We start from the raw sequence: 21,526 nt of genomic DNA on the forward strand, positions 1-21,526 counted from the left end.
AATAGCAATATTGGCTAAATCAATCATTGGTGCTGATGGGTTACAGCATAAGCTGATCACTGTTGCTCCAATTGATTTAGCATATTGCATAGCACCTATTACATAAGGTGTGCGCCCACTAGCGGCAATGCCGACTAAAACGTCATTTGAGCTAAAATTAATGTTTTTTAAGTCAGTAATTGCTAATTCTGGGCTATCTTCGGCATTTTCAACCGCCTTAAAAATAGCTGTTTTGCCTCCAGCAATTAAGCCAATAACTTGTTCTGGTGATGTGCCATAAGTTGGTGGGCATTCACTTGCATCTAAAATACCTAGTCGGCCTGAAGTACCAGCACCGATATAGATTAATCGACCTTGCTTTAAAAAAGCTTGACTAATTACATCAACAGCTAAGGCAATATTGGGGAGTTCTTTCTCAACTGCTAGTGCTACTTGCTTATCTTCATTATTTATAATCTGAATTATTTCAAGTGTTGAACAGCTATCGATATTTTCACTGTTTGGGTTGCGACTTTCAGTTAACATCCCTGATAGATTAATTTGTTGCATTTTTTCTTAATCCTAGCCATAACAAAAACATTACTATAGCAAGTAAGCTACCAAAACTAACGCCAATAGTTATTATTGACAAATTTAGTGCATCTGCGAATGAATAAAATCCTAACATTACCATCATTGCGGTATATTCACTTAAGTTTTGTACAGATATAACGCTACCTGCACCCATTAAATTTTTGCCTATCTTTTGAATAAAAGCATTTAATGGTACTAAAAAAAAGCCACCTAATGCTCCGATTATAATGAGTAGAATATAAGACAAAATTATGCTACTTTGCAAAGTGAAGACGATTACCGCTATGCCCATCATTATACCAGCAGGAATGCAACGTGACGTGTTGTTGATTGAAATAAATTTGCTAGCCAGTCCTGCGCCGATAACAATGCCTATAGCAACTACTGCAGTGAGATTTGCTGGTGTAGCATTGTCATTAATATTTAAAATAGCAGGAACCCAACTAATCAATAAAAATCGTAAAGTAATACCTGCTCCCCAAAATAAACTTGTACCCAATAATGTGTATAGGAGATGCTTATTGTTGAAAATAATATTAACAGTGTTAGCAAAGTCTTTTACCATACTCATAAACTGCCATGAGATATTTGGTCGTGCGGCAGGTAATTTTGGAATAAAAAAATTAGCAATAACCGCAAGCCCAAACATGAATACACAAGTAAGTAAAGATGCACTTACACTAAGATCGGCTATATGACCACCCGCTAGTGAACCAAGTAAAATTGCTGTAATGGTTGATGCTTCGATTAATCCATTGGCCTTAATTAAATTATCACCCGAGGTAAGTTCACCTAAAATCCCATATTTAGCAGGAGAGTATGCTGCAGCGCCAACGCCAACTAAAAAATATCCAACAAAAGGGTTGATGTTTAAACAAATACAACCGACACCCAATAATTTTATGCTGTTGGCAATCATCATTGCCTTACCTTTTGATATGGTGTCAGCAAATTGGCCAACAAACGGGGAAAAGATGACAAAAGGTACGACAAAACTAATTTGTAACGCCGATTTACTCCATTCAGGGTAATGTAGGTTGTGTATGAGCGCTAAAATAGCATAAAAAATTGCATTATCAGCAAATGCTGAAAAAAACTGCGCCAGCATGATTGCAACCATGCCTTTGCTTAACAGAGAATGTTGTTTCATTTGACATCCTTTAGTTTATTGGTCAGCCATTTTTCGTAAAGTAATAAAATCAATTTTACCTGTGCCTAGTAGTGGTAACTCTTTTACTATACGAATATCACGAGGAACGGCTAATGCCGGAATACCCAATTCTTGAGATGCCTGATTAAGTTGCTCTCGATTTAATTTTGTTGAGGTAGTAAATAAGACAATAGCTTCACCTTTAGCTGCATCGGCTTTAACTGTTGCACCGTGCATTGCATCAGAGTCAACTTTTTTTGCTAAGGATTCAACACTTTCTAATGAAACCATTTCACCGGCAATTTTGGCAAATCGTTTCAAGCGCCCTTTAATTTTTACAAACCCCTCACTATCAATAGCAACGATATCACCAGTATCATACCAACCTTTTTCGGCTTGTCCATTTTCATCAACTGCTACTGGTTCTTCAAGTTTGCCCGGATTTTCCACCCGTAAATAGCCTTTCATCACATTAGGCCCTTTGACTTGCAATTGGCCTCCATCGCTAATTCCTGGAACGTGAATTAATCTTGATCTCATACCTGGCAGTAAACGTCCTACAGTACCAGCTTTAAATGCCATAGGAACATTAAGCGCTACAACAGGTGCACATTCGGTAACGCCATAGCCTTCTAAAATACGAATACCATATTTATCTTTCCATTGTTCTCGTACTGAGTCTGATAATTTTTCAGCACCAGCAACAACATAGCGTAAACGCATAAAATCATAGGGATGCGCATAACGGGCATAGTTTGCCAAGAAAGTTGGCGTACCAAATAGAACCGTACAGTTTTGATCATAAATAATTTCAGGGACCATACGGTAATGTAATGGATTTGGATATAAAAATGTACGGCTACCTGAAAACAGCGGCAGGAATAATCCTGCTGTAATACCAAAAGCATGGAATAATGGTAGAGCCGACATGAAGCGATCTGCAGGGGTTGGATCTATAACGGTTCGAACTTGTTCAACATTAGCAAGTAGGCTTCCATGACTATGAACAACACCTTTAGGATTCCCCTCTGAACCAGAGGTAAACAGTACTAGTGCTTCGTCATCGCTTGATTGTTGGTATTTAATTAAGCGTGGAATATATTGATGCACTGCAACATAAAGCTTATCTTTTAAAGTTAAGTTTTTACGCAAATCTTCAAGAAAACACCACTTAACGTCTTTGATTTCTTCAAGTAGATAGTCAAGTTTACCTTTTCTAATAAATTTGCGTGAAGTAATAATCGTTTTGATTTCAGCAGCAGTAATGGCACAGTTTAAGCCTTTTGTTCCCGCAGTATAGTTAAGCATTGCTGGAATTCGATTTTTTACTGACAAACCAAAAATAGTTGCAACTGTAATGGTTGCATTGGGTAATAAAACACCTACTCGTTCTTTATTTTTAGTAATTTTGGCAATAATACAACTAACACCTATAATTTGTTTTAATAAATTGCGATAAGATGCTTCGTTAGTTGTAGGATCTTGTACCATTCTTGATTTCACGCCATAGCGAACTTGTGCTTCTAATAATGCTTCAAACAGCGTTAATTTTGGACGACTTGCCATGCGTGCATTCATCATAATTTGATGAAGTTTTTCACCTGCAATATAACGCCTTTCACTAGCTTTAGGCGCATCGGGCATCGGAATAGATGTAGGGTTAAGTACATGAATGGTTATTTTAGGGAATAAACGACGTTTAAATAAACCTTTTAAACGACTAGTTAAAGTAAATTCAGCGCCTTCGATCCACACTGGTACAATGGTGGCTTGAGAGCGAGCAGCAACAAAAGCAGCACCATCATAAATTTTCATTAATGAGCCAGTTATAGTAATTCTTCCTTCAGGGAATATGACTATCGGGCGGCCTTTTTCAACTTCGCGAACTAATCGCTTTATTGCCATTGGACTAAGTGGATCCATTGGCACAAAATCAACATAACGCTTTGCTAAGCGGACTAACCAATGATTAATATAACCAGAATAAATAGCAAAGACAGGCCTTACCGGTAAAAATACGCCGATTAGAATACCATCAAGGAAAGATACATGATTAGGGGTAATAAGAAGTCTATTTTGTTTTAAATTTTCTAGATCGCCATTAATTTTGACATGGAATAAAATCTTTAAGAAAAATTTTAATATTTTAAATAACATTTGATTTCTCAATTATCGTGCAAAATCACACCATGTAATAATAGTGAAAATATACCGAATAAACAAGAACAGTGATTTTTGTTATATAAAACAGTTTTTTATGGTTTAATTAACAATAAATCTTGATCTAAAAAATAGATAATAGATACTAAAGTTGAAAAAATATAGAAAATCAATAAGGAATAAAAATGCTTATTTTAACCTCCAATGATATTGAAAGATTTTATACAATGAAAGATGCGATAGCTGTAGATAAACAAGCTTTGAAAATCTATAGCCAAGGAAACAGTGATGTGCCGTTAAGAATAAATTTTGATATGCAAAAGGGACAATGCTTGTTTATGCCCGCACATATTAAAGGTAGCGATATTGTAGGTATAAAAATTGTTTCGGTATTTCCTGACAATCCTAAATTGGGTAAACCATCAGTACCAGCTCAAGTTTTAATGTTAGATCCGCAAACAGGTGAAGTCTGTGCTATGTTAGATGGCACTTTTGTCACTCAGCTTCGTACAGGAGCTGTTCAAGGGGCAGCAACCGATTTGCTGGCGCGTAAAAATGCTAGCCGAGCAGTGTTGATAGGTACAGGTGGGCAAGCAGTATCTCAATTAGAGGCAATGTTAACTGTTCGTTCACTTACTGATGTGGCTATTTTTGATATTGATACACAAAAAGCGAAACAATTTACAGAAGAGATGAAACATCGTTTTGCTCATTTTTCTACTAATCTTTATTTTTCAGAAAATTTGGATGATGACATTAGCCAAGCAGATATCATTACTTCGGTTACAACCTCAAAAGTTGTGACATTTAATGGCGAAAAAGTAAAACCTGGCACGCACATTAATGGTGTAGGCGCTTATACGCCAGAAATGCATGAAATTCCTGAATGTATTGTTGAAAAGGCTAATATTCGGGTAGTTGATACTAAAGAAGGCGTATTTGCTGAAGCCGGTGATATTATTGATCCAATTAAACAACAATTGGTATCAGAAGATGATTTTTTAGAGCTAGGAGATTTAGTAATAGATCCAACTCAATGTCGTTTAAATGAACAGCAAATTACGCTGTTTAAAACTGTTGGTACAGCAGTATTAGACGTGTATATTGGCTACGATATCTATCTTAAGGCAAAAGAAAAAGGAATTGGTACATTTTTATAATACTTAGATATCAAGTTCGTATGATTTTGTGTCAAAAAGTTTCAGGTAACTAGGTGTTTGAGTATAAAAATTAGGTTTTTAGTTCTTCTTTTTGCGAACGTCTAAGTAATGCCATCGCTGCTTGTTTTGGTTCCTTATGCTCATAAAGAACTTGATAAATTTGTTCAGTGATTGGCATATCTACATGATATTTTTGAGCTAATAGCCAGACTTCTTTTGTATTATTGCGTCCCTCAACAACTTGACCAATAGCATCTTGAGCTTCTTGAATGGATTTATTTTGGCCAAGTAACATTCCAAAACGACGATTACGGGATTGATTATCGGTACAAGTTAAAACCAAATCACCTAGTCCGGCCATTCCCATAAAGGTTGCTGGATCTGCCCCCAATACTGCACCTAAACGCATCATTTCGGCAAGTCCACGTGTAATTAGTGCTGTTCTGGCATTGGCGCCAAAACCAAGACCATCAGATAATCCAGCACCAATAGCGATAACATTTTTGATTGCACCACCAAGTTGTACTCCAATAAAATCTGTGCTGCTATAGACTCGGAAGCTTTTGCTACAATGAAACAAAGTTTGCAGTTGATTTAAAAAATGCTCATTAGTTGATGCTACAGTTACCGCCGTTGGTAATCCTGATGCGACTTCTTTAGCAAAAGTAGGGCCAGAAATGACCGCTAATGGAATCTTATCGCCCAAAATCTCTTTCGCAACATCTTGTAACAATCGACCAGTATCAACTTCAAGCCCTTTTGTAGCCCAGACAATTTTTGTATCTTGACATAAAAAAGGTTTGATTTGAGTCAAAATACTTGCAAAAGCGTGACTTGGCACCACAACAAGTAAAATTGGTGCAGCTGAAACTGCTGTTTTTAAATCAGTTTCAATTTGTAACAGATCAGGAAAAGGAATATTCGGTAGAAACTGTTTATTTTGTCTATCATGCTGCAAAATGGCCATTTTATTAGGATTGTGTCCCCATAATAAAGTTGAGTGACCATTTCGAGCCAGTAAAATAGCTAAAGAGGTTCCATAAGATCCAGCGCCAATTACTGTTACTGCAGCATCTTTTTTCATAATCATCTAATAAATTTATTATCAGTTAATTGTACAAAATGATTATTGTAGTGTTTCTTTTGATTCAGCTTCAGCTTGTTGTTGCTGAATATAATTCATAAATAGTGCTTCAAAATTTACTGGTTCTAAATTCACTTGTGGGAATGTACCTTTATTCACTAAACTTGAAATTACTTCACGAGCATAAGGGAACAAAATATTTGGGCAATAAGCACCAACACAATGTTGAATTTGGCCTTCGTCAAATCCGACAAGTGAGAAAATACCCGCTTGAGTAACTTCACAGATATACACAACTTCGTTTTGTTGCCTTACTGTTACAGTAACACGAAGTGCAACTTCATATACATTCTCACTTAAAACTTGCGAAGATGAATTTAATTCAAGATTCAATTCTGGTTGCCATTGTTTAGTAAAAATTTCTGGAACATTGTTAGTTTCGAATGAAACATCTTTAGTATAAATACGTTGAATAGCAAACTGTGTTTCTGGTTGTTGTGTATTGTTTTGTTCTGTCATGATAAAACCTTATTTTTTATAATATTATTTTCTAACTAATGGTAAATTCTCGCCGTTCCATCCAGCAATGCCGTCTTTTAATACAAAGACATTTAAAAAACCTCGTTTGACAAGTATTTCACCTATACTTGTTGATGATAAGCCATTATCGTCAATTAAAATAACAATGTTTTCTTTAAATTTTTCAATTGACTTTGTACTTGCATTTTTAATATCGATAGGCAAAATATTGTGAGAATCTGTTATATGCCCTTTTTTAAAGCTATCAGCAGAGCGGATATCAATAATAACTGCTTCTTGTTTATTAACCATATGGATTGCTTGAGCATTATTGATAATTTTAACTTTAGATAGTTTTCCTTTAATGGTTAGTACAATGATTGCAATAAACAGTACAATCCAACCTAGGGACAGTAAAAGATGGTTTTTCACAAAAGGTAGAATTTCGAGTGTTATAAAGTCCATATTTGTATAATTACCTAGTCATTTCAATATAAGGTGAGATTATAACGATATTATGCACTGAAATACAGCGCCATTAGGAAAATCTTGCTATTTTATAAAAATATTTATTTAATTTTAATGGATAGGTTAATGAAATTGAAACAATTTATCTTTTTGAAGTGTGTCGTATTTTCCATTATTTCTCCAGCGTTTGCTGATGATTCTTATGAATCTAATAAATTTAATTTTCAAACTGAAGACGAATCTTTATTAGCTAATTATTATTTAGAAAATGGTGATTATCATCAAGCTTATGCTGAATATACAAAATTGATGAAAAGAGATCTTAGTTTTACAAAAAGATTTCACATACAAAATGCTCTTGCTTGGTTAATAATAAATGGATACGGCACTAAGCAAGATGTATTTAAGGCAATTGATCTTTATTATGATTCTTATCGTGATTTTAATCAATTTAATCATGATTTGATGGTTAGTGAGGTGAATGCAGCACTGTATATTAATCAACAAGAAAAATTGTGGAATTTAATGTTTGTTGATATTGTTTCAAATAGCCATTATGTTTCAGAAAAGCAAAAGTCAGACTTATTTGCAACTTTATTTTCTAATAATCCAAATGCATTAACTCAATTTAATAAACAAATTTCTGAGTTAAAGAGAACAAAACTTCGTAATGTAAAAATCAAGCATTCAGAATATTTCCCACACTATTACTATGATCCTGATTTAACTTGTCGTGATTTTTTGCGTGAATTTGATGCAGATGCCCCTGATTTTTTTAAATATAATGATTGTATACAAAATGACAAAGAACAAGGAAAACCTCTTAAAGTTATTTATAAAATTGAAGGTAAATATGCTAAACAGGCACATCAGTATTTAGCTAACACAATGGGAATAGGTGAACTTAAATTAATTTGCTGTTATTGGGGTACGAATGTTTATCCTTCTACATCTTTTGTAAATCCTAAAGATCATATGCTATATAACGTGGTATTTAGTTCAGAAGAAACGATTGAGTATGACTGGAATAAAATAACTTTTCATTTGAGCATTGAAGCACTGCGAGAAGATATATAGAGTATAAAAATTGGTTTTAATTTTTTATATGACTATTTTGGAGCGTTATCTTGGTGCTTATTGCTTTATTTTAGTGCAATTGTAATATTTATGTTACTATAGCCACTTATAAAGCTATTAAAAAATAGAGTTAAAAAGTGGCATTATATTTGCATATTATCTAATAATTCGGCAAGAATACCTTTTAAACTGAACAATTATTATTTGTCCTTAATGGAGAAGATACATGTCTATACAAAAAGTTTTAAAATTGATTAAAGAAAATGATGTTAAATTTGTTGATTTACGTTTTACCGATACTAAAGGTAAAGAGCAACATGTAACTATTCCTGTCAATCAAATTGATGATGATTTTTTTGAAGATGGTAAAATGTTTGATGGTTCATCAATTGCTGGTTGGAAGGGAATTAATGAATCTGATATGGTGTTAATGCCAGATTCATCAAGTGCCGTTATTGATCCGTTTTTTGAAGATGTGACGTTAAACATTCGTTGTGATGTTTTAGAGCCAGCAACGTTACAAGGGTATGATCGTGATCCGCGTTCAATTGCTAAACGTGCCGAAGAATTTCTAAAATCATCAGGTATCGCTGATACTGTTATTTTCGGTCCTGAGCCAGAATTTTTCTTATTTGATGATGTTCGTTTCGGTTCGCCAATGTCAGGTAGCTTTGTACATATCGATGATATTGAAGCAGCTTGGAACTCAGGCACTAAATATGAAGAGGGTAATAAAGGACATCGTCCTGGTGTGAAAGGCGGTTATTTCCCACTTCCTCCGGTTGATTCATCACAAGATATCCGTTCTGAAATGTGCTTAATTATGGGGCAACTTGGCTTAGTGGTTGAAGCTCACCACCATGAAGTTGCAACAGCAGGGCAAAATGAAATTGCTTGTCGTTTTAATACGTTAACTAAAAAAGCTGATGAAGTGCAAATTTATAAATATGTGGTACAAAATGTGGCACACGCATATGGTAAAACCGCGACCTTTATGCCAAAACCTATATTTGGCGATAATGGTTCAGGTATGCATTGCCACCAATCATTGGCAAAAGATGGTGTAAATTTATTTGCTGGCGATAAATATGCGGGTCTTTCTGAAATGGCATTATTCTATATTGGTGGTATTATTAAACACGCTAAAGCAATTAATGCATTTACAAACCCTGCAACTAACTCTTATAAACGTTTAGTTCCGGGATATGAAGCACCAGTTATGCTTGCTTACTCGGCACGTAACCGTTCAGCATCAATCCGTATCCCAGTCGTGACTAGCCCTAAAGCTCGCCGTATTGAAGTTCGCTTCCCAGATCCAGCTGGTAACCCATACTTATCTTTTGCCGCACAGTTAATGGCTGGTTTAGATGGTATTATCAATAAAATTCACCCTGGTGATGCAATGGATAAAAACTTATATGACTTACCGCCAGAAGAGTCTAAATTAATTCCTCAGGTTGCGGGTTCACTTGAAGAAGCACTTAATGCATTAGATGCAGATCGTGAATTCTTAATACGTGGTAACGTATTTACTAACGATACTATTGATGCATATATTGATTTAAAACGTCAAGACGTTGATCGTGTACGTATGACACCACACCCAGTTGAGTTTGAAATGTACTATAGTCTATAAGCTATATAACAATTTAACCTATCAAACCACCGTTAATTTGCGGTGGTTTCTAATCAGGACGGAAAACCAACGATGACATTTAATAATGAATCTGATGCTAATCTTGTTCTCGATTCTATGATGACAAGTATTTTATTACTTGATACTAAACTTAATATTCTGTATGCCAATATTGCTGCGCAGCAATTATTATCACAAAGTTCAAAAAAATTATTAGAAAGTTATCTTCCTGATTTGCTGGGATATTTTTCTTTGGATATTGATTTAATGCTCAGTACATTAAAGCAAAATCAGGGTTTTACAGATAATGAAGTCAATTTAGTTATTAATAATGAATTACATATTTTAACGTTGACGGCACAACTATTAGTTAATGGACAGATTTTAATTGAAATGACGCCATTAAATAGCCATAAACGCCTTAGCCAAGAGCAATTGCAACAAGCGCAACAGAGCGCCGCTCGTGAATTAGTTCGTGGACTAGCTCATGAAATTAAAAATCCACTAGGTGGGCTTCGAGGCGCTGCTCAATTATTATCACGTGAACTACCGAAAAATGAATTGCAAGATTACACAAAAATTATTATTGAACAAGCCGATAGATTAAGAAATCTGGTGGATAGGTTATTAGGCCCACAGCAGCGATTACAACAAAAAGAACAAAGTATTCATCAAGCTATAGAACGCATTTATTCTTTGCTGTGTTTGGAAAAACCAATCAATATTCAAATTCTGCGTGATTATGATCCAAGCTTACCTGATTTTATTCATGACTCCGAACAAATAGAGCAGGTAATTTTAAATATTGTTCGTAATGCTTTACAGGCTATCGGATCCAATGCTGGCACAATTATTATCAGGACAAGGACTGCTTTTCAGATTACTTTACATGGGCAGCGCTATCGTTTGTGCGCTCGTATTGATATTGAAGATACTGGACCTGGTGTGCCTGTTCATATACAAGATACTTTGTTTTATCCTATGGTGAGCGGCCATGAAGGAGGTACAGGTATTGGACTTTCGATTGCAAATAATATTGTTGATCAACATCACGGTAAAATTGAATTTAATAGTTGGCCTGGGCATACTGAATTTTCTGTCTATTTGCCAATTAGGCAGTGAGGTAAACGAAAATGAATGTTTGGATTGTTGATGATGATAGCTCTATTCGATGGGTATTAGAAAAAGCATTAACTAATGCTCATTTTAACTGTGTTAGTTTTGATAGTGGTCAACAAGTTATTGATGCATTAGATACATATGTACAAAAACCAGCTGTACTAATTTCTGATATTAAAATGCCAGGACTTGACGGTTTAACATTGCTTCATCATATTAAAGAGCAAATGCCGAATTTGCCAGTTATTATTATGACTGCTCATTCCGATCTAGATGCAGCAGTAAATGCCTATCAAAAAGGTGCTTATGATTATATTCCTAAACCTTTTGATGTGGACGAAGTTATTCAATTGGTTGAACGTGCGATTTCACAAACTCAAAGTAATAAAACCAATAATAATACAACAAGTAAAGCATCGACCGGCATTATTGGTGAAGCACCTTCAATGCAGGAAGTTTTTCGTATTATTGGTAGGCTATCCAAATCATCAATTAGTGTATTGATTAATGGTGAATCAGGAACGGGGAAAGAATTAGTTGCTAAAGCACTACATACTCACAGTCCACGTTCACAATCCCCTTTTATTGCGTTAAATATGGCAGCAATTCCTAAAGATCTAATTGAATCAGAACTTTTTGGACATGAAAAAGGTGCATTTACAGGTGCAGCTCAAATTAGGCACGGACGGTTTGAACAAGCTAACGGTGGCACTTTATTTTTGGACGAAATTGGCGATATGCCACTTGATGTTCAAACCAGATTATTAAGGGTGCTTGCCGATGGGCAATTTTATCGTATTGGCGGTTATTCACCCGTCAAAGTAGATGTCCGTATTATTGCAGCTACTCATCAAGATTTACAAGCTAGAGTTCGTGAGGGTAAATTTAGAGAAGATCTTTTTCACCGTTTAAATGTAATTCGTATCTTATTGCCACCGCTACGCGATCGAACTGAAGATATACCAAAACTATCAGAACATTTTTTACATACAACCGCCAAAGAATTAGGGGTAGAAAGTAAAGTGTTCAGTTCGGAAGCTTTAAATGTTTTATGTTGCTTTAATTGGCCAGGTAATGTTCGTCAGCTTGAAAACATTTGTCGCTGGGTTACAGTGATGTCTTCAAATAAAGAAGTTTTAGTTCAGGACTTGCCACCAGAATTGTTGCAATTATCGACAGCTAAAACAGTGGTTACAAATGAAAATACCACATTGCCTACAAAGCATTTTTCTCAACAAGAAGTTGATTGGAAAGTGTTGTTAGAACAATGGGCAAAACAAGCTCTAATAGATGGTAAAACCGGTATTTTGACTGAAGCAATAAATGATGTTGAACGTATCTTACTAAGAAGTGCTCTCAATTTTACGCGAGGTCACAAACAAGATGCATCTCATCTGTTAGGCTGGGGGCGAAATACCTTAACTAGAAAACTTAAAGATTTATCGCTTGATCCCACTAAATAACTCTAATCACCAATATTAATTATGCTATCGAACAAATCGATAGCATTTTAATTCATTCATTTCAGTGCAATTTAATCTGTCTTTTATGACATATTAAATATTTAAATATTTAAAGTACATTGAATAGAGCAAAGTTTTTGGTTACAATCATAATGTAAATGATAATTATTATAATTATCGTTTTTGTTTTTTATTTGGTTGATAATTAGGAGTGACAATGTATTCATATATCAAAGTGAAATTTTTAGTTTTGCTTGCTGTTTTGCTTGTTTTGGTTGGATGTGACAATAAAAAAGAACAGCAAACCTCTGCAAATACGCTTACCATTGAACATGCTCAAGGTAAAACCGATGTGCCTGAAAATCCTAAAAAAGTTGTTGTTTTTAATACTGCAACACTTGATATCATGGACGCATTAAATATTCCTGTGACAGCAGTGCCTCAATCAGATGTACATTATCCAACTTTTTTATCTAAATATGGACGCAAAGACTACACTAATGTAGGTACTTTATTTGAGCCAAATTATGAAGTTTTAAGTTCAATTCAACCAGATGTTATTGTTGCTGGAGGTCGCGCTACTGATGCTTATAAAAAATTGAATGATATTGCTCCGACGATTTCTTTAGATATTGACCCAAATAATTTTTTAAGTAGTTTAACTCAAAGAACAGAACAATTAGGCTCAATCTTCAATAAACAAAATGAAGCTAAGAAACTTATTGCCGATTTTAATCAAAAAATCGAACAATTGAAAACCAAGACAACTACTGCTGGCACAGCACTAGTGATTATGGTTAATGGCGGTAAAATGTCGGCTTATGGTTCAAAATCTCGTTTTGGTTTTGTGTTTGATGTGCTCGGCTTTCAGCCAGCAACCATTTTCCAAGAAGCTGGTCGTCATGGTAATGCAGTTACCTCTGAATTTATTTTGAGTGTTAATCCACAGTGGATATTTGTGTTAGATAGAGATAATGCAATTGGTAATAAAGAAGCTCAATCTGCACAACAAGTACTTGACAACGAATTGATCAGAAAAACTGCAGCATGGCAACAAAACCATATCGTTTATTTAGATTCTTCTTCCATGTATATTGCTGGTGGTATTCAAACTTATAGCCGTTTGATGGACCAAATAGGTATCGCTTTGCAAAGTGAACCAGCGCATTAATGTAAAGCATGATTAAATCATTTTATTTTATTGCAGGCATGTTCATTTTATTGATCATGACTGCAATAAGTTTATTTATTGGTGCTGGGCATGTGACACTATTTGATTTATGGTCAGATAGCAATATGCGTGAGATTTTTTTTGTAAGCCGTATTCCTCGAACTGTTGCCTTATTGTTAGCCGGTAGTGCTATGAGTGTTGCAGGTTTGATTATGCAATTATTAACACAAAATCGATTTGTTGAACCCTCTTTAGTTGGCACTACTCAATCGGCTAGTCTTGGTTTATTAGTTATGATGGTTTTAGCTCCTGGCGCTAGTGTCATGACTAAAATGGTTGTTGCTAGTCTATTTGCTATGATTGGTACAATGATATTTATGGCGATTTCTCGAAAGATTATTTTAAAATCAGCAATAATGGTACCTCTTGTTGGCATTATGTTAGGTGCAGTTATTAGCGCTATTACTACATTTTTTGCCATGTATTTTGATTTATTACAATCGCTTGGTGGTTGGGAATCAGGTGATTTTTCAGCTATTTTAAAAGGCCGTTACGAATTATTATGGTTGGTGGGTGGTTTGACATTACTTGCTTGTTGGAGTGCGGATCAGTTTACTGTAGTTGGTTTGGGGCGTGATTTTTCTATAAATGTAGGGCTTAACTATCGTCGTGTTATGTTAACAGGACTTATTGTTATTGCATTAATTGGCGGTATTGTCGTTGTAGTTGTTGGTGTTTTACCATTTTTAGGATTGATTGTACCAAATATTGTTAGTTTATTATTTGGAGACAATGTTCGTAAAACCATTCCATGGATCTGTTTGTTTGGTAGTGGATTAGTTTTAATTTGCGATATTATTGGGCGTGTAATTCGCTATCCTTTTGAGATCCCCGTTAGTGTTATTCTTGGCGTAGTTGGCGCTATTATTTTTTTAATATTGTTGAGTCGAAAACGTCATGTTAGTTAATCAAAAACGCCATATTTTGTGTCAAAAAAGAGTTCTTTTATTGTTAATTATTGCTCTAGTTTGCATAATATGTTTTATGACATTCAACCTTAAAGGCAATATTAGCTATATTTTGAAGCATCGAACGTGGGTAATGCTAACTATGATTTTGGTTGCTTTTTCGGCTGCGACATCAACATTGCTTTTTCAAACAGTTACCAACAATCGAATATTAACACCTTCTATTATGGGATTTGAATCGCTATTTGTGCTTATTCAAACTGTTGTAATCTTTTGTATTGATTCACAAGGTATTGCTTATATCGGTATTATTGGTAAATTTATATTTGAATCGCTTTTATTAATCTTATTTTCACTATTTTTATATCGAGGTTTGTTTACTAAGCTCAAGCAAAACTTACATTTGGTATTATTAATAGGAATTATTTTAGGCACATTATTTCGTAGTTTTTCTAATCTATTACAGCGTTTAATGACCCCTTCAGAGTTTGCAATATTACAAAGCCGAATTTTTGCAACTTTTACCCGTGCCGAACCGATATTGATTATCTTCTCATTAATCATTGTCTGTATCATTGGTTTATTTTTATGGCGAATGCGATATCAGTTTGATGTTCTGGCTTTAGGACGTGATAATGCTATAAATCTAGGTATCGATTATCAAAAAAGTGTCACTATTATATTATTGCTAGTTTCTATTTTAGTGTCAGTGTCTACGGCATTAGTCGGTCCATTTACTTTTTTGGGGCTTTTAATTACTAATTTAGCTTATAGTATTAGTGGATCAAGCCAACATCGTTTTTTACTGCCTACGGCTTTTTTGTTAGGTGTTATTTTTCTGGTCGGTGGACAAATGTTCTTAGAGCAAGTATTAAATATGGTTGGTGCATTATCCATTGTCATTGAATTCATTGGTGGTGCTTTGTTTATCTTCTTATTATTAAAAAAGGTTTCAAAGTGATAAAAATTGATAATGTTAGTAAAAACTATCAAACAATATCTGTATTAAAAAATGTCAATACGACAATTTCGCAAGGTGGAATTACTGCTATTATTGGTCCAAATGGGGCGGGTAAATCGACGCTATTATCAATTATAAGTCGTCTTCTATTAGCTGATGAAGGACAAGTCAAAATTCAAAATATGGATGTTGTTAATACGCCAAGTGATAAACTTGCCACTTATTTATCAGTATTGAAACAAGAAAACCGTTTTACCAGTAGATTGTCTGTTTTTGAACTAGTTGGATTTGGGCGTTATCCTTATAGCAAAGGGCGTTTAACTGCGGATGATTACAATCACATCCACCGAGCCCTTGAGTTTTTAGATCTTACTGAATATAAAGACCGCTTTTTAGATGAATTATCTGGTGGTCAACGGCAACGAGCTTATGTTGCTATGGTGTTATGTCAAGATACTGAATATGTATTACTTGATGAACCACTCAATAATCTTGATATGAAACATGCGGTTGCCATGATGAAACAATTGCGCCGCGCAGCCGATGAGCTGGGTAAAACCATTGTGATTGTTATTCATGATATCAACTTTGCGTCTGTATACTCAGACTATATTTTAGCCATGAAAAATGGTGAACTGATATACCAAGGTACGCCACAAAAGATCATGAATCAGGCTATTTTGGAAGAAATATTTGATACACCTGTCAAAATCGAAAAAATTAATGATCAAAATATTGCTATTTACTATTAACAAATACAATGGAAATTAATTAATCTTAATAGTAAAAAGTTACAATTGTTTAATTAAGTAAATAAAAATTATTGTTTACTATTTATTTCTAACCATGTTAAATAATTGGCAATATTTTTGTTGAGATAATTATAATGAAATTACAGGAAATAGCACTTTTAGCAGGTGTATCAAGGACGACAGCCAGTTATGTGATCAATGGAAAAGCCAAAAAGTACCGCGTTAGTGATAAAACAGTCGAAAAAGTTATGTCGGTGGTGAAAAAGCATAATTACCAACCCAATGCGGTAGCAGCGGGGCTTAGAGCAGGAAAAACCCGGACTATAGGCATTATTATTCCTGATTTAGAAAACAACAGTTACACTCGCATAGCTAATTATTTAGAACAATTGGTAAGAAAGGAAGGATATCAATTACTAATTGCATGTTCTGAAGATAATCCACAAGTCGAAAGAGAGTGTGTTAAACACCTTCAGCAGCGTCGCGTAGATGCCTTAATTGTTTCTTCTTCGTTTGTTTCTGCTCAAGATTATTTTTTTTATGATGACTGGCAAAACGAAAAGATTCCATTATTTGCACTTGATCGAATATTATCCATCTCTAAATTTAGAAATATTGTAGGTGCAGATAAACAAGATTCTAAATCACTTGCTCAAGCATTTAATAACTTAGTACAAGATTCAGTGGTTTATATAGGAGCCCTACCAAACTTATCTGTTAGTCAACTTCGTTTAGATGGTTTTAAAGATATTAAACTTGACAATTGTAATAAAGTTGATTTTTTATATGCAAATAACTATAGCCGACGAGATGCTGATTTAGCCTTTAGTCAATGGCTAGAAAGTCATGAATTGCCTAATGGCATATTTACTACCTCTTTTTCTTTATTACAAGGAAGCATTGATGCAATTTTAAGAAAATTTGGGCATTTACCCGAGAGTTTAACTATTGCTACCTTTGGAGATAATGAATTGTTAGATTTTTTACCATGTAAAGTCATATCACTTTCACAAGATCATAAAGAAGTTGCCGATGTAACAATAAAACTGTTTTTAAACTATCTGCATAACAATAATTACCAATCGGGCACAACAATAATTCCAAGGCGATTGATCTATCGAGGTAGCTTAAGTCGTTAATATTATTTTTGATAGGTATAAAAAGTAATATTACTTTTAAAACAATTTAGATAAAAATAAGATCTAGATCACATATTCTTTATTAATAGATATAAGTTATTGGATTATTAATGTTAATCTATTCATTATTGCTGAAACGATTCAATAATGTTAATTCAAGGATTTATATCTGCTGAGTCATTTTAAACGACCCAACATTTTAACCCAGAGGTATTTATTATATGTTTCATTTAGTTAAAGAAAACATTCATTTAAATGAACAAGCCGCTAATAAAACTGAAGCAATAAAAAAAATTGCTGCAGCCTTAACTAGTGTAGGATTTGTTGAACAAGGTTATGTCGAAGGCATGCTTGAACGAGAATCTCAAGCAGCTACTTATTTGGGGATAGGCATTGCTATTCCTCATGGAACTACTAAAACTCGCCATTTAGTTAAAAAAACGGGCGTGCAAGTATTTTGTTTCCCGAATGGTGTGGAGTGGGGAGATGATGGTGAAAAGGCCTATCTTGCCATTGGTATTGCAGCGAGTTCTGACGAACATTTAGAGTTGCTTCGACAATTAACTCATGTGCTTAGTGCAGATGGAGTAGAGGAACGAATTAAAGCAATTAAAACTGCCGACGAAGCTATTGCTATTTTAACAGGTAAAACAAGTGCCGAAGATAGTCAATTTGTTGTTGATTCATCATCATTGCTACTTGATATTCCTGCCGATAGTTTAGCTATGCTACAAGCATTAAATGCCTCACGTTTAAAACAACAAAATGCGGTAAATACAACTTTTATTACCGATGTGTTAGACAACAAACCTAATTATCTTGGTCAAGGTGTTTGGTTAAATGATAGCAAAACTGGTAATGTAAAAAATGCTATTGCTATTAGCCGTACAACAAGCAATTTGAGTGAAGATGGTAATCCAGTTAAATTACTTATTACAATGTCTGCTATTGATGATTCTATTTCAGGTGTTGTCAACAATATTGCCTCTTTAGTTTTCAATCAAAATTTAGAACAATTAGTTTCAGCTAATGCTGATAAACTTATTAATCTACTTGTTGCTGAACAACAAGCGCTTACAGAGAATACTGTTTCACAAGCTAGTACTAATAATGGTGCGCTTACTTGTGAATTTATTGTTCCTAACGAAAACGGCTTACATACACGCCCATCATCTGTTTTAGTTAAACTTGTTAAAGAATTCAACAGTAAAGTAACGGTTGCTAATTTAGACGGCAAGGGTGAGCCAGTAAGTGCAACTAGCTTAATGAAAATTGTTGCACTAGGCGCTAAAAAAGGCAGTCGATTACAATTTACCGCTGTTGGTGATGATGCGCAGCAAGTGCTTGATGCAATAGGTAAAGCAATTGAAAGTGGTTTAGGTGAGGGAGTTTAAATGACTTATCGTATTGCAACAATCACCTTAAATCCTGCTTATGACCTTTTGGGTTTTTGCCCTAAAGTTGAGCTTGGCGATGTTAATTTAGTTCAAACCAATGCATTACTTGCAGCAGGTAAAGGTATTAACGTTGCTAAAGTTTTAACGGATTTAGACGTTCAATTAACTGTTGGTGGATTTTTAGGTAAAGATAACCGTGATGGTTTTAATTTATTATTTAAAACACTAAATGTAGTTGATAAGTTTCAAACTGTCGAAGGTCGAACACGCATTAATGTTAAATTGACAGAAGAAAATAGCGAAGTTACCGATCTTAACTTTTCAGGCTTCACTATTAGCGAACAAGATTGGCAAAATTTTGTCACCAGCTCGCTAGAATGGCTAAAAAACATTGATATGGTTGCTATTAGTGGTAGCTTGCCGGCAGGTGTTTCGCTTGAAAAATTCACACAGTGGATGAAGCAGGTTAAAGCAATTTGCCCAAAAATAGTATTTGATAGTAGTCGAGATGCCCTAGTTGCAGGTTTAAAAGCAAAACCGTGGTTGATCAAACCTAATGACAAAGAGCTTGAAATGTGGGTAGGTCGCAAATTACCGACATTAGATGATGTCAAAAAAGCCGCTATGGATCTAGTTAATGGTGGCGTCGATAATGTCATCATCTCGCTAGGAAGTAAAGGCGCTTTATGGGTTACTAAACATGAGGCATGGTTAGCAAAACCTCCAAAATGTCAGGTTGTTAGTACTGTTGGTGCGGGTGATTCAATGGTTGCAGGTTTAATGTATGGTTTAATGACCGAACAATCAATTAAAGATACTTTAGTATTTGCATCAAGTGTTGCGGCTTTATCGGTTGGACAGGCTGGTGTGGGGGTCTCTGATCGCCAAGCTGTAAATAATATGCTAGAAAAAATTGAAATAATTGCTGCATAAGGAGTATTCATGAATATATATGTTATTGAAGGTAGTAATGCAGGTCCAGTTAATGGACGTTTAGCTAAAGCTGAATTAACTTTAGCGGCAAATGCATTAAATTTGAATGTAGTTGAAAGTGCCGAGTCAGCAGATGTTATTATTGCCGTCGGTTCAGGAACTATTAGTGATAAATCGGTGATTGGTAAAAAAGTTTATGTTGTTGATGACTTAAACCGCCTTTTTGCTAATCCAAAACAGATTTTAACTGATGCACCTAATAAAGCTGAGGTTTATCAAGCAAGCAACAATATTGCGCCAACATTAAGTAATAATACAGGTGTAAAACGCATTGTTGCGGTTACTGCTTGCCCAACAGGTGTTGCTCACACCTTTATGGCAGCAGAAGCGATTGAAGAAGAAGCCAAAAAACGCGGTTGGTGGTGTAAAGTTGAAACCCGTGGTTCAGTTGGTGTTGGTAACGAACTCACTCCAGAAGAAGTGGCTTCTGCCGATGTGGTTATCGCTGCTTGTGATATTGATGTTGATTTAAGCAAATTTGCAGGTAAAAAGCTTTATCGCACCAAAACAGGTCCTGCTCTGAAAAAAACAGCGCAAGAATTTGATAAAGCCTTTGAAGAAGCAACCGTATATCAACCAAACGCTAATGCTTCAGTAGCTAAATCCAATAAAGAAAAAAAAGGATTTTATCAACACCTTTTAACGGGTATTTCGTACATGTTACCAATGGTTGTTGCTGGCGGTTTGATTATTGCTCTATCATTTGCATTGGGTGAGTTTCAAGACGTATTAAAAACAGTTAAAGTCATGGAAAATGGTGTAGAAGTAATAAAACAGACATTCGTTCAAGAACTTATTGGGGAAAAACATTTAAAAGATATTGGTGATACAGCTTTTAAACTTATGATTCCACTATTAGCTGGATATATTTCTTATTCTATTGCTGATAGACCAGGACTTGTTCCTGGACTTGTTGGAGGAATGATAGCTGAGTCAACCAAGGCTGGGTTTTTAGGCGGTATTTTTATTGGTTATTTTGCCGGATATTTGGTTTTGCTCATGACGAGATATCTGCGATTACCAAAAAGTATGGAAGCGTTAAAACCGATTTTGATTATTCCTTTATTAGCAACCCTAATAACAGGTCTTATGATGGAATATACAGGGATCCCTATCTCATGGTTAATGGCTTCCTTGAATTCATGGTTAGATTCGCTGAATTCAAATCCAAATACTGCTGTGCTTTTGGGGGTAATTCTAGGTGGAATGATGTGTACTGATATGGGAGGACCTGTTAATAAAGCAGCGTATTTATTCGGAACAACATTAATTTCACAACATCAATATATGCCAATGGCAGCCATTATGGCCGGTGGAATGGTTCCACCTTTAGCAATGGGGATTGCGACACTTATTGCACGCAAAAAATTTGCTAAAGCTGAGCAAGAAAGCGGTAAAGCTTCATTAGTATTAGGACTATGCTTTATCTCAGAAGGGGCAATTCCGTTTGCCGCTCGTGATCCATTACGCGTTATTCCATGTTGTATTATTGGTGGAGCTATCACTGGTGGTATGGCGTTAGCCTTCGGTTCACAATTAATGACGCCACATGGTGGTTTATTTGCTTTAGCAATTCCGGGGGTGGTTAAACCAGTGGTTGGCTACTTATTATCTATTGTTGTTGGTGCAGTTATTGCAGGCGTTGCTTATGCATTGATTAAAAAAACTGAATCAGAAGCAGAAGCCGCTACTGTCGCTTAATATTAATAATATAAGAAATGCCATCAAATGATGGC

Annotated in this window: 19 protein-coding genes; 13 read left to right on the forward strand and 6 right to left on the reverse strand. The window is 35.0% G+C overall.

The genetic code is table 11. The features are described 5' to 3' along the window. From GA0061080_RS04335 to aas, 3 genes are all read right to left on the reverse strand, one after another. A partial coding sequence (locus tag GA0061080_RS04335; protein WP_141683087.1) for an N-acetylmuramic acid 6-phosphate etherase occupies window positions 1-549 on the reverse strand: 549 nt, incomplete at its 3' end. Beyond that, window positions 536-1,723 carry a lysophospholipid transporter LplT gene (gene lplT, locus GA0061080_RS04340; protein ID WP_167349179.1) on the reverse strand — a complete coding sequence of 396 codons (1,188 nt, stop codon included), beginning with the start codon at window positions 1,721-1,723 and terminating at the stop codon, window positions 536-538. The genes GA0061080_RS04335 and lplT, both read right to left, overlap by 14 nt. Window positions 1,724-1,738: 15 nt before the next feature. Continuing rightward, window positions 1,739-3,880, reverse strand: coding sequence for a bifunctional acyl-ACP--phospholipid O-acyltransferase/long-chain-fatty-acid--ACP ligase (gene aas / locus GA0061080_RS04345; protein WP_091121673.1), 2,142 nt, complete (start codon window positions 3,878-3,880; stop codon window positions 1,739-1,741). 188 nt (window positions 3,881-4,068) lie between these two features. On the opposite strand from aas, the gene GA0061080_RS04350 reads away from it, so the two are divergent. After that, a complete protein-coding gene (locus GA0061080_RS04350) occupies window positions 4,069-5,043 on the forward strand; it encodes an ornithine cyclodeaminase family protein (RefSeq protein WP_091121677.1) in 975 nt (324 codons plus the stop codon). Window positions 5,044-5,113: 70 nt separating this feature from the next. On the opposite strand, the gene gpsA is transcribed toward GA0061080_RS04350, so the two are convergent. From gpsA to GA0061080_RS04365, 3 genes are read right to left on the reverse strand one after another with little or no spacing between them, the layout of a single operon-like run. After that, window positions 5,114-6,130 (reverse strand): NAD(P)H-dependent glycerol-3-phosphate dehydrogenase, encoded by a 1,017-nt coding sequence (gene gpsA, locus GA0061080_RS04355; RefSeq protein WP_091121824.1) that lies wholly within the window; start codon window positions 6,128-6,130, stop codon window positions 5,114-5,116. Between the two features lie 39 nt (window positions 6,131-6,169). Further along, a complete protein-coding gene (secB, locus tag GA0061080_RS04360; RefSeq protein ID WP_091121681.1) occupies window positions 6,170-6,646 on the reverse strand; it encodes a protein-export chaperone SecB in 477 nt (158 codons plus the stop codon). Between the two features lie 24 nt (window positions 6,647-6,670). Continuing rightward, window positions 6,671-7,111 (reverse strand): rhodanese-like domain-containing protein, encoded by a 441-nt coding sequence (locus tag GA0061080_RS04365; RefSeq protein WP_091121684.1) that lies wholly within the window; start codon window positions 7,109-7,111, stop codon window positions 6,671-6,673. Between the two features lie 129 nt (window positions 7,112-7,240). Between GA0061080_RS04365 and GA0061080_RS04370 the strand changes: the two genes are divergently transcribed. The 12 genes from GA0061080_RS04370 (at window position 7,241) to GA0061080_RS04425 (ending at window position 21,491) form a co-directional block, all read left to right on the forward strand. Then, entirely contained in the window at window positions 7,241-8,191 is a 951-nt protein-coding gene (locus GA0061080_RS04370) for a DUF4952 domain-containing protein (RefSeq protein ID WP_167349180.1), read from the forward strand. A 226-nt stretch (window positions 8,192-8,417) separates the two neighbouring features. Next, on the forward strand, window positions 8,418-9,827 hold the full coding sequence (glnA, locus tag GA0061080_RS04375) for a glutamate--ammonia ligase (protein WP_091121693.1): 1,410 nt from the start codon (window positions 8,418-8,420) through the stop codon (window positions 9,825-9,827). A gap of 72 nt (window positions 9,828-9,899) precedes the next feature. Then, window positions 9,900-10,949, forward strand: coding sequence for a nitrogen regulation protein NR(II) (glnL, locus tag GA0061080_RS04380; RefSeq protein ID WP_091121697.1), 1,050 nt, complete (start codon window positions 9,900-9,902; stop codon window positions 10,947-10,949). A gap of 11 nt (window positions 10,950-10,960) precedes the next feature. Beyond that, window positions 10,961-12,409, forward strand: coding sequence for a nitrogen regulation protein NR(I) (glnG, locus tag GA0061080_RS04385; RefSeq protein ID WP_091121700.1), 1,449 nt, complete (start codon window positions 10,961-10,963; stop codon window positions 12,407-12,409). A 217-nt stretch (window positions 12,410-12,626) separates the two neighbouring features. Next, window positions 12,627-13,580, forward strand: a complete 954-nt coding sequence (locus tag GA0061080_RS04390; RefSeq protein ID WP_091121703.1) for a siderophore ABC transporter substrate-binding protein — start codon at window positions 12,627-12,629, stop codon at window positions 13,578-13,580. 11 nt (window positions 13,581-13,591) lie between these two features. Continuing rightward, window positions 13,592-14,548 (forward strand): ABC transporter permease, encoded by a 957-nt coding sequence (locus GA0061080_RS04395; protein ID WP_091121826.1) that lies wholly within the window; start codon window positions 13,592-13,594, stop codon window positions 14,546-14,548. Further along, window positions 14,538-15,509 carry an iron chelate uptake ABC transporter family permease subunit gene (locus GA0061080_RS04400; protein WP_091121706.1) on the forward strand — a complete coding sequence of 324 codons (972 nt, stop codon included), beginning with the start codon at window positions 14,538-14,540 and terminating at the stop codon, window positions 15,507-15,509. The genes GA0061080_RS04395 and GA0061080_RS04400 overlap by 11 nt, the downstream gene beginning before the upstream one ends. After that, window positions 15,506-16,261, forward strand: coding sequence for an iron ABC transporter ATP-binding protein (locus GA0061080_RS04405; protein ID WP_091121710.1), 756 nt, complete (start codon window positions 15,506-15,508; stop codon window positions 16,259-16,261). The genes GA0061080_RS04400 and GA0061080_RS04405 overlap by 4 nt, the downstream gene beginning before the upstream one ends. 134 nt (window positions 16,262-16,395) lie before the next feature. After that, window positions 16,396-17,400 (forward strand): catabolite repressor/activator, encoded by a 1,005-nt coding sequence (gene cra, locus GA0061080_RS04410; RefSeq protein ID WP_091121714.1) that lies wholly within the window; start codon window positions 16,396-16,398, stop codon window positions 17,398-17,400. Window positions 17,401-17,621: 221 nt separating this feature from the next. Then, window positions 17,622-18,794, forward strand: a complete 1,173-nt coding sequence (fruB, locus tag GA0061080_RS04415) for a fused PTS fructose transporter subunit IIA/HPr protein (protein ID WP_065635473.1) — start codon at window positions 17,622-17,624, stop codon at window positions 18,792-18,794. Further along, window positions 18,795-19,730 carry a 1-phosphofructokinase gene (gene fruK, locus GA0061080_RS04420; protein WP_065635472.1) on the forward strand — a complete coding sequence of 312 codons (936 nt, stop codon included), beginning with the start codon at window positions 18,795-18,797 and terminating at the stop codon, window positions 19,728-19,730. Window positions 19,731-19,739: 9 nt separating this feature from the next. Beyond that, window positions 19,740-21,491 (forward strand): fructose-specific PTS transporter subunit EIIC, encoded by a 1,752-nt coding sequence (locus tag GA0061080_RS04425; protein WP_091121717.1) that lies wholly within the window; start codon window positions 19,740-19,742, stop codon window positions 21,489-21,491. The last annotated feature ends 35 nt before the right edge of the window (window positions 21,492-21,526 follow it).

Origin of the sequence: Gilliamella intestini, from assembly GCF_900094935.1 — a bacterium.
Taxonomy (GTDB): domain Bacteria; phylum Pseudomonadota; class Gammaproteobacteria; order Enterobacterales; family Orbaceae; genus Gilliamella; species Gilliamella intestini.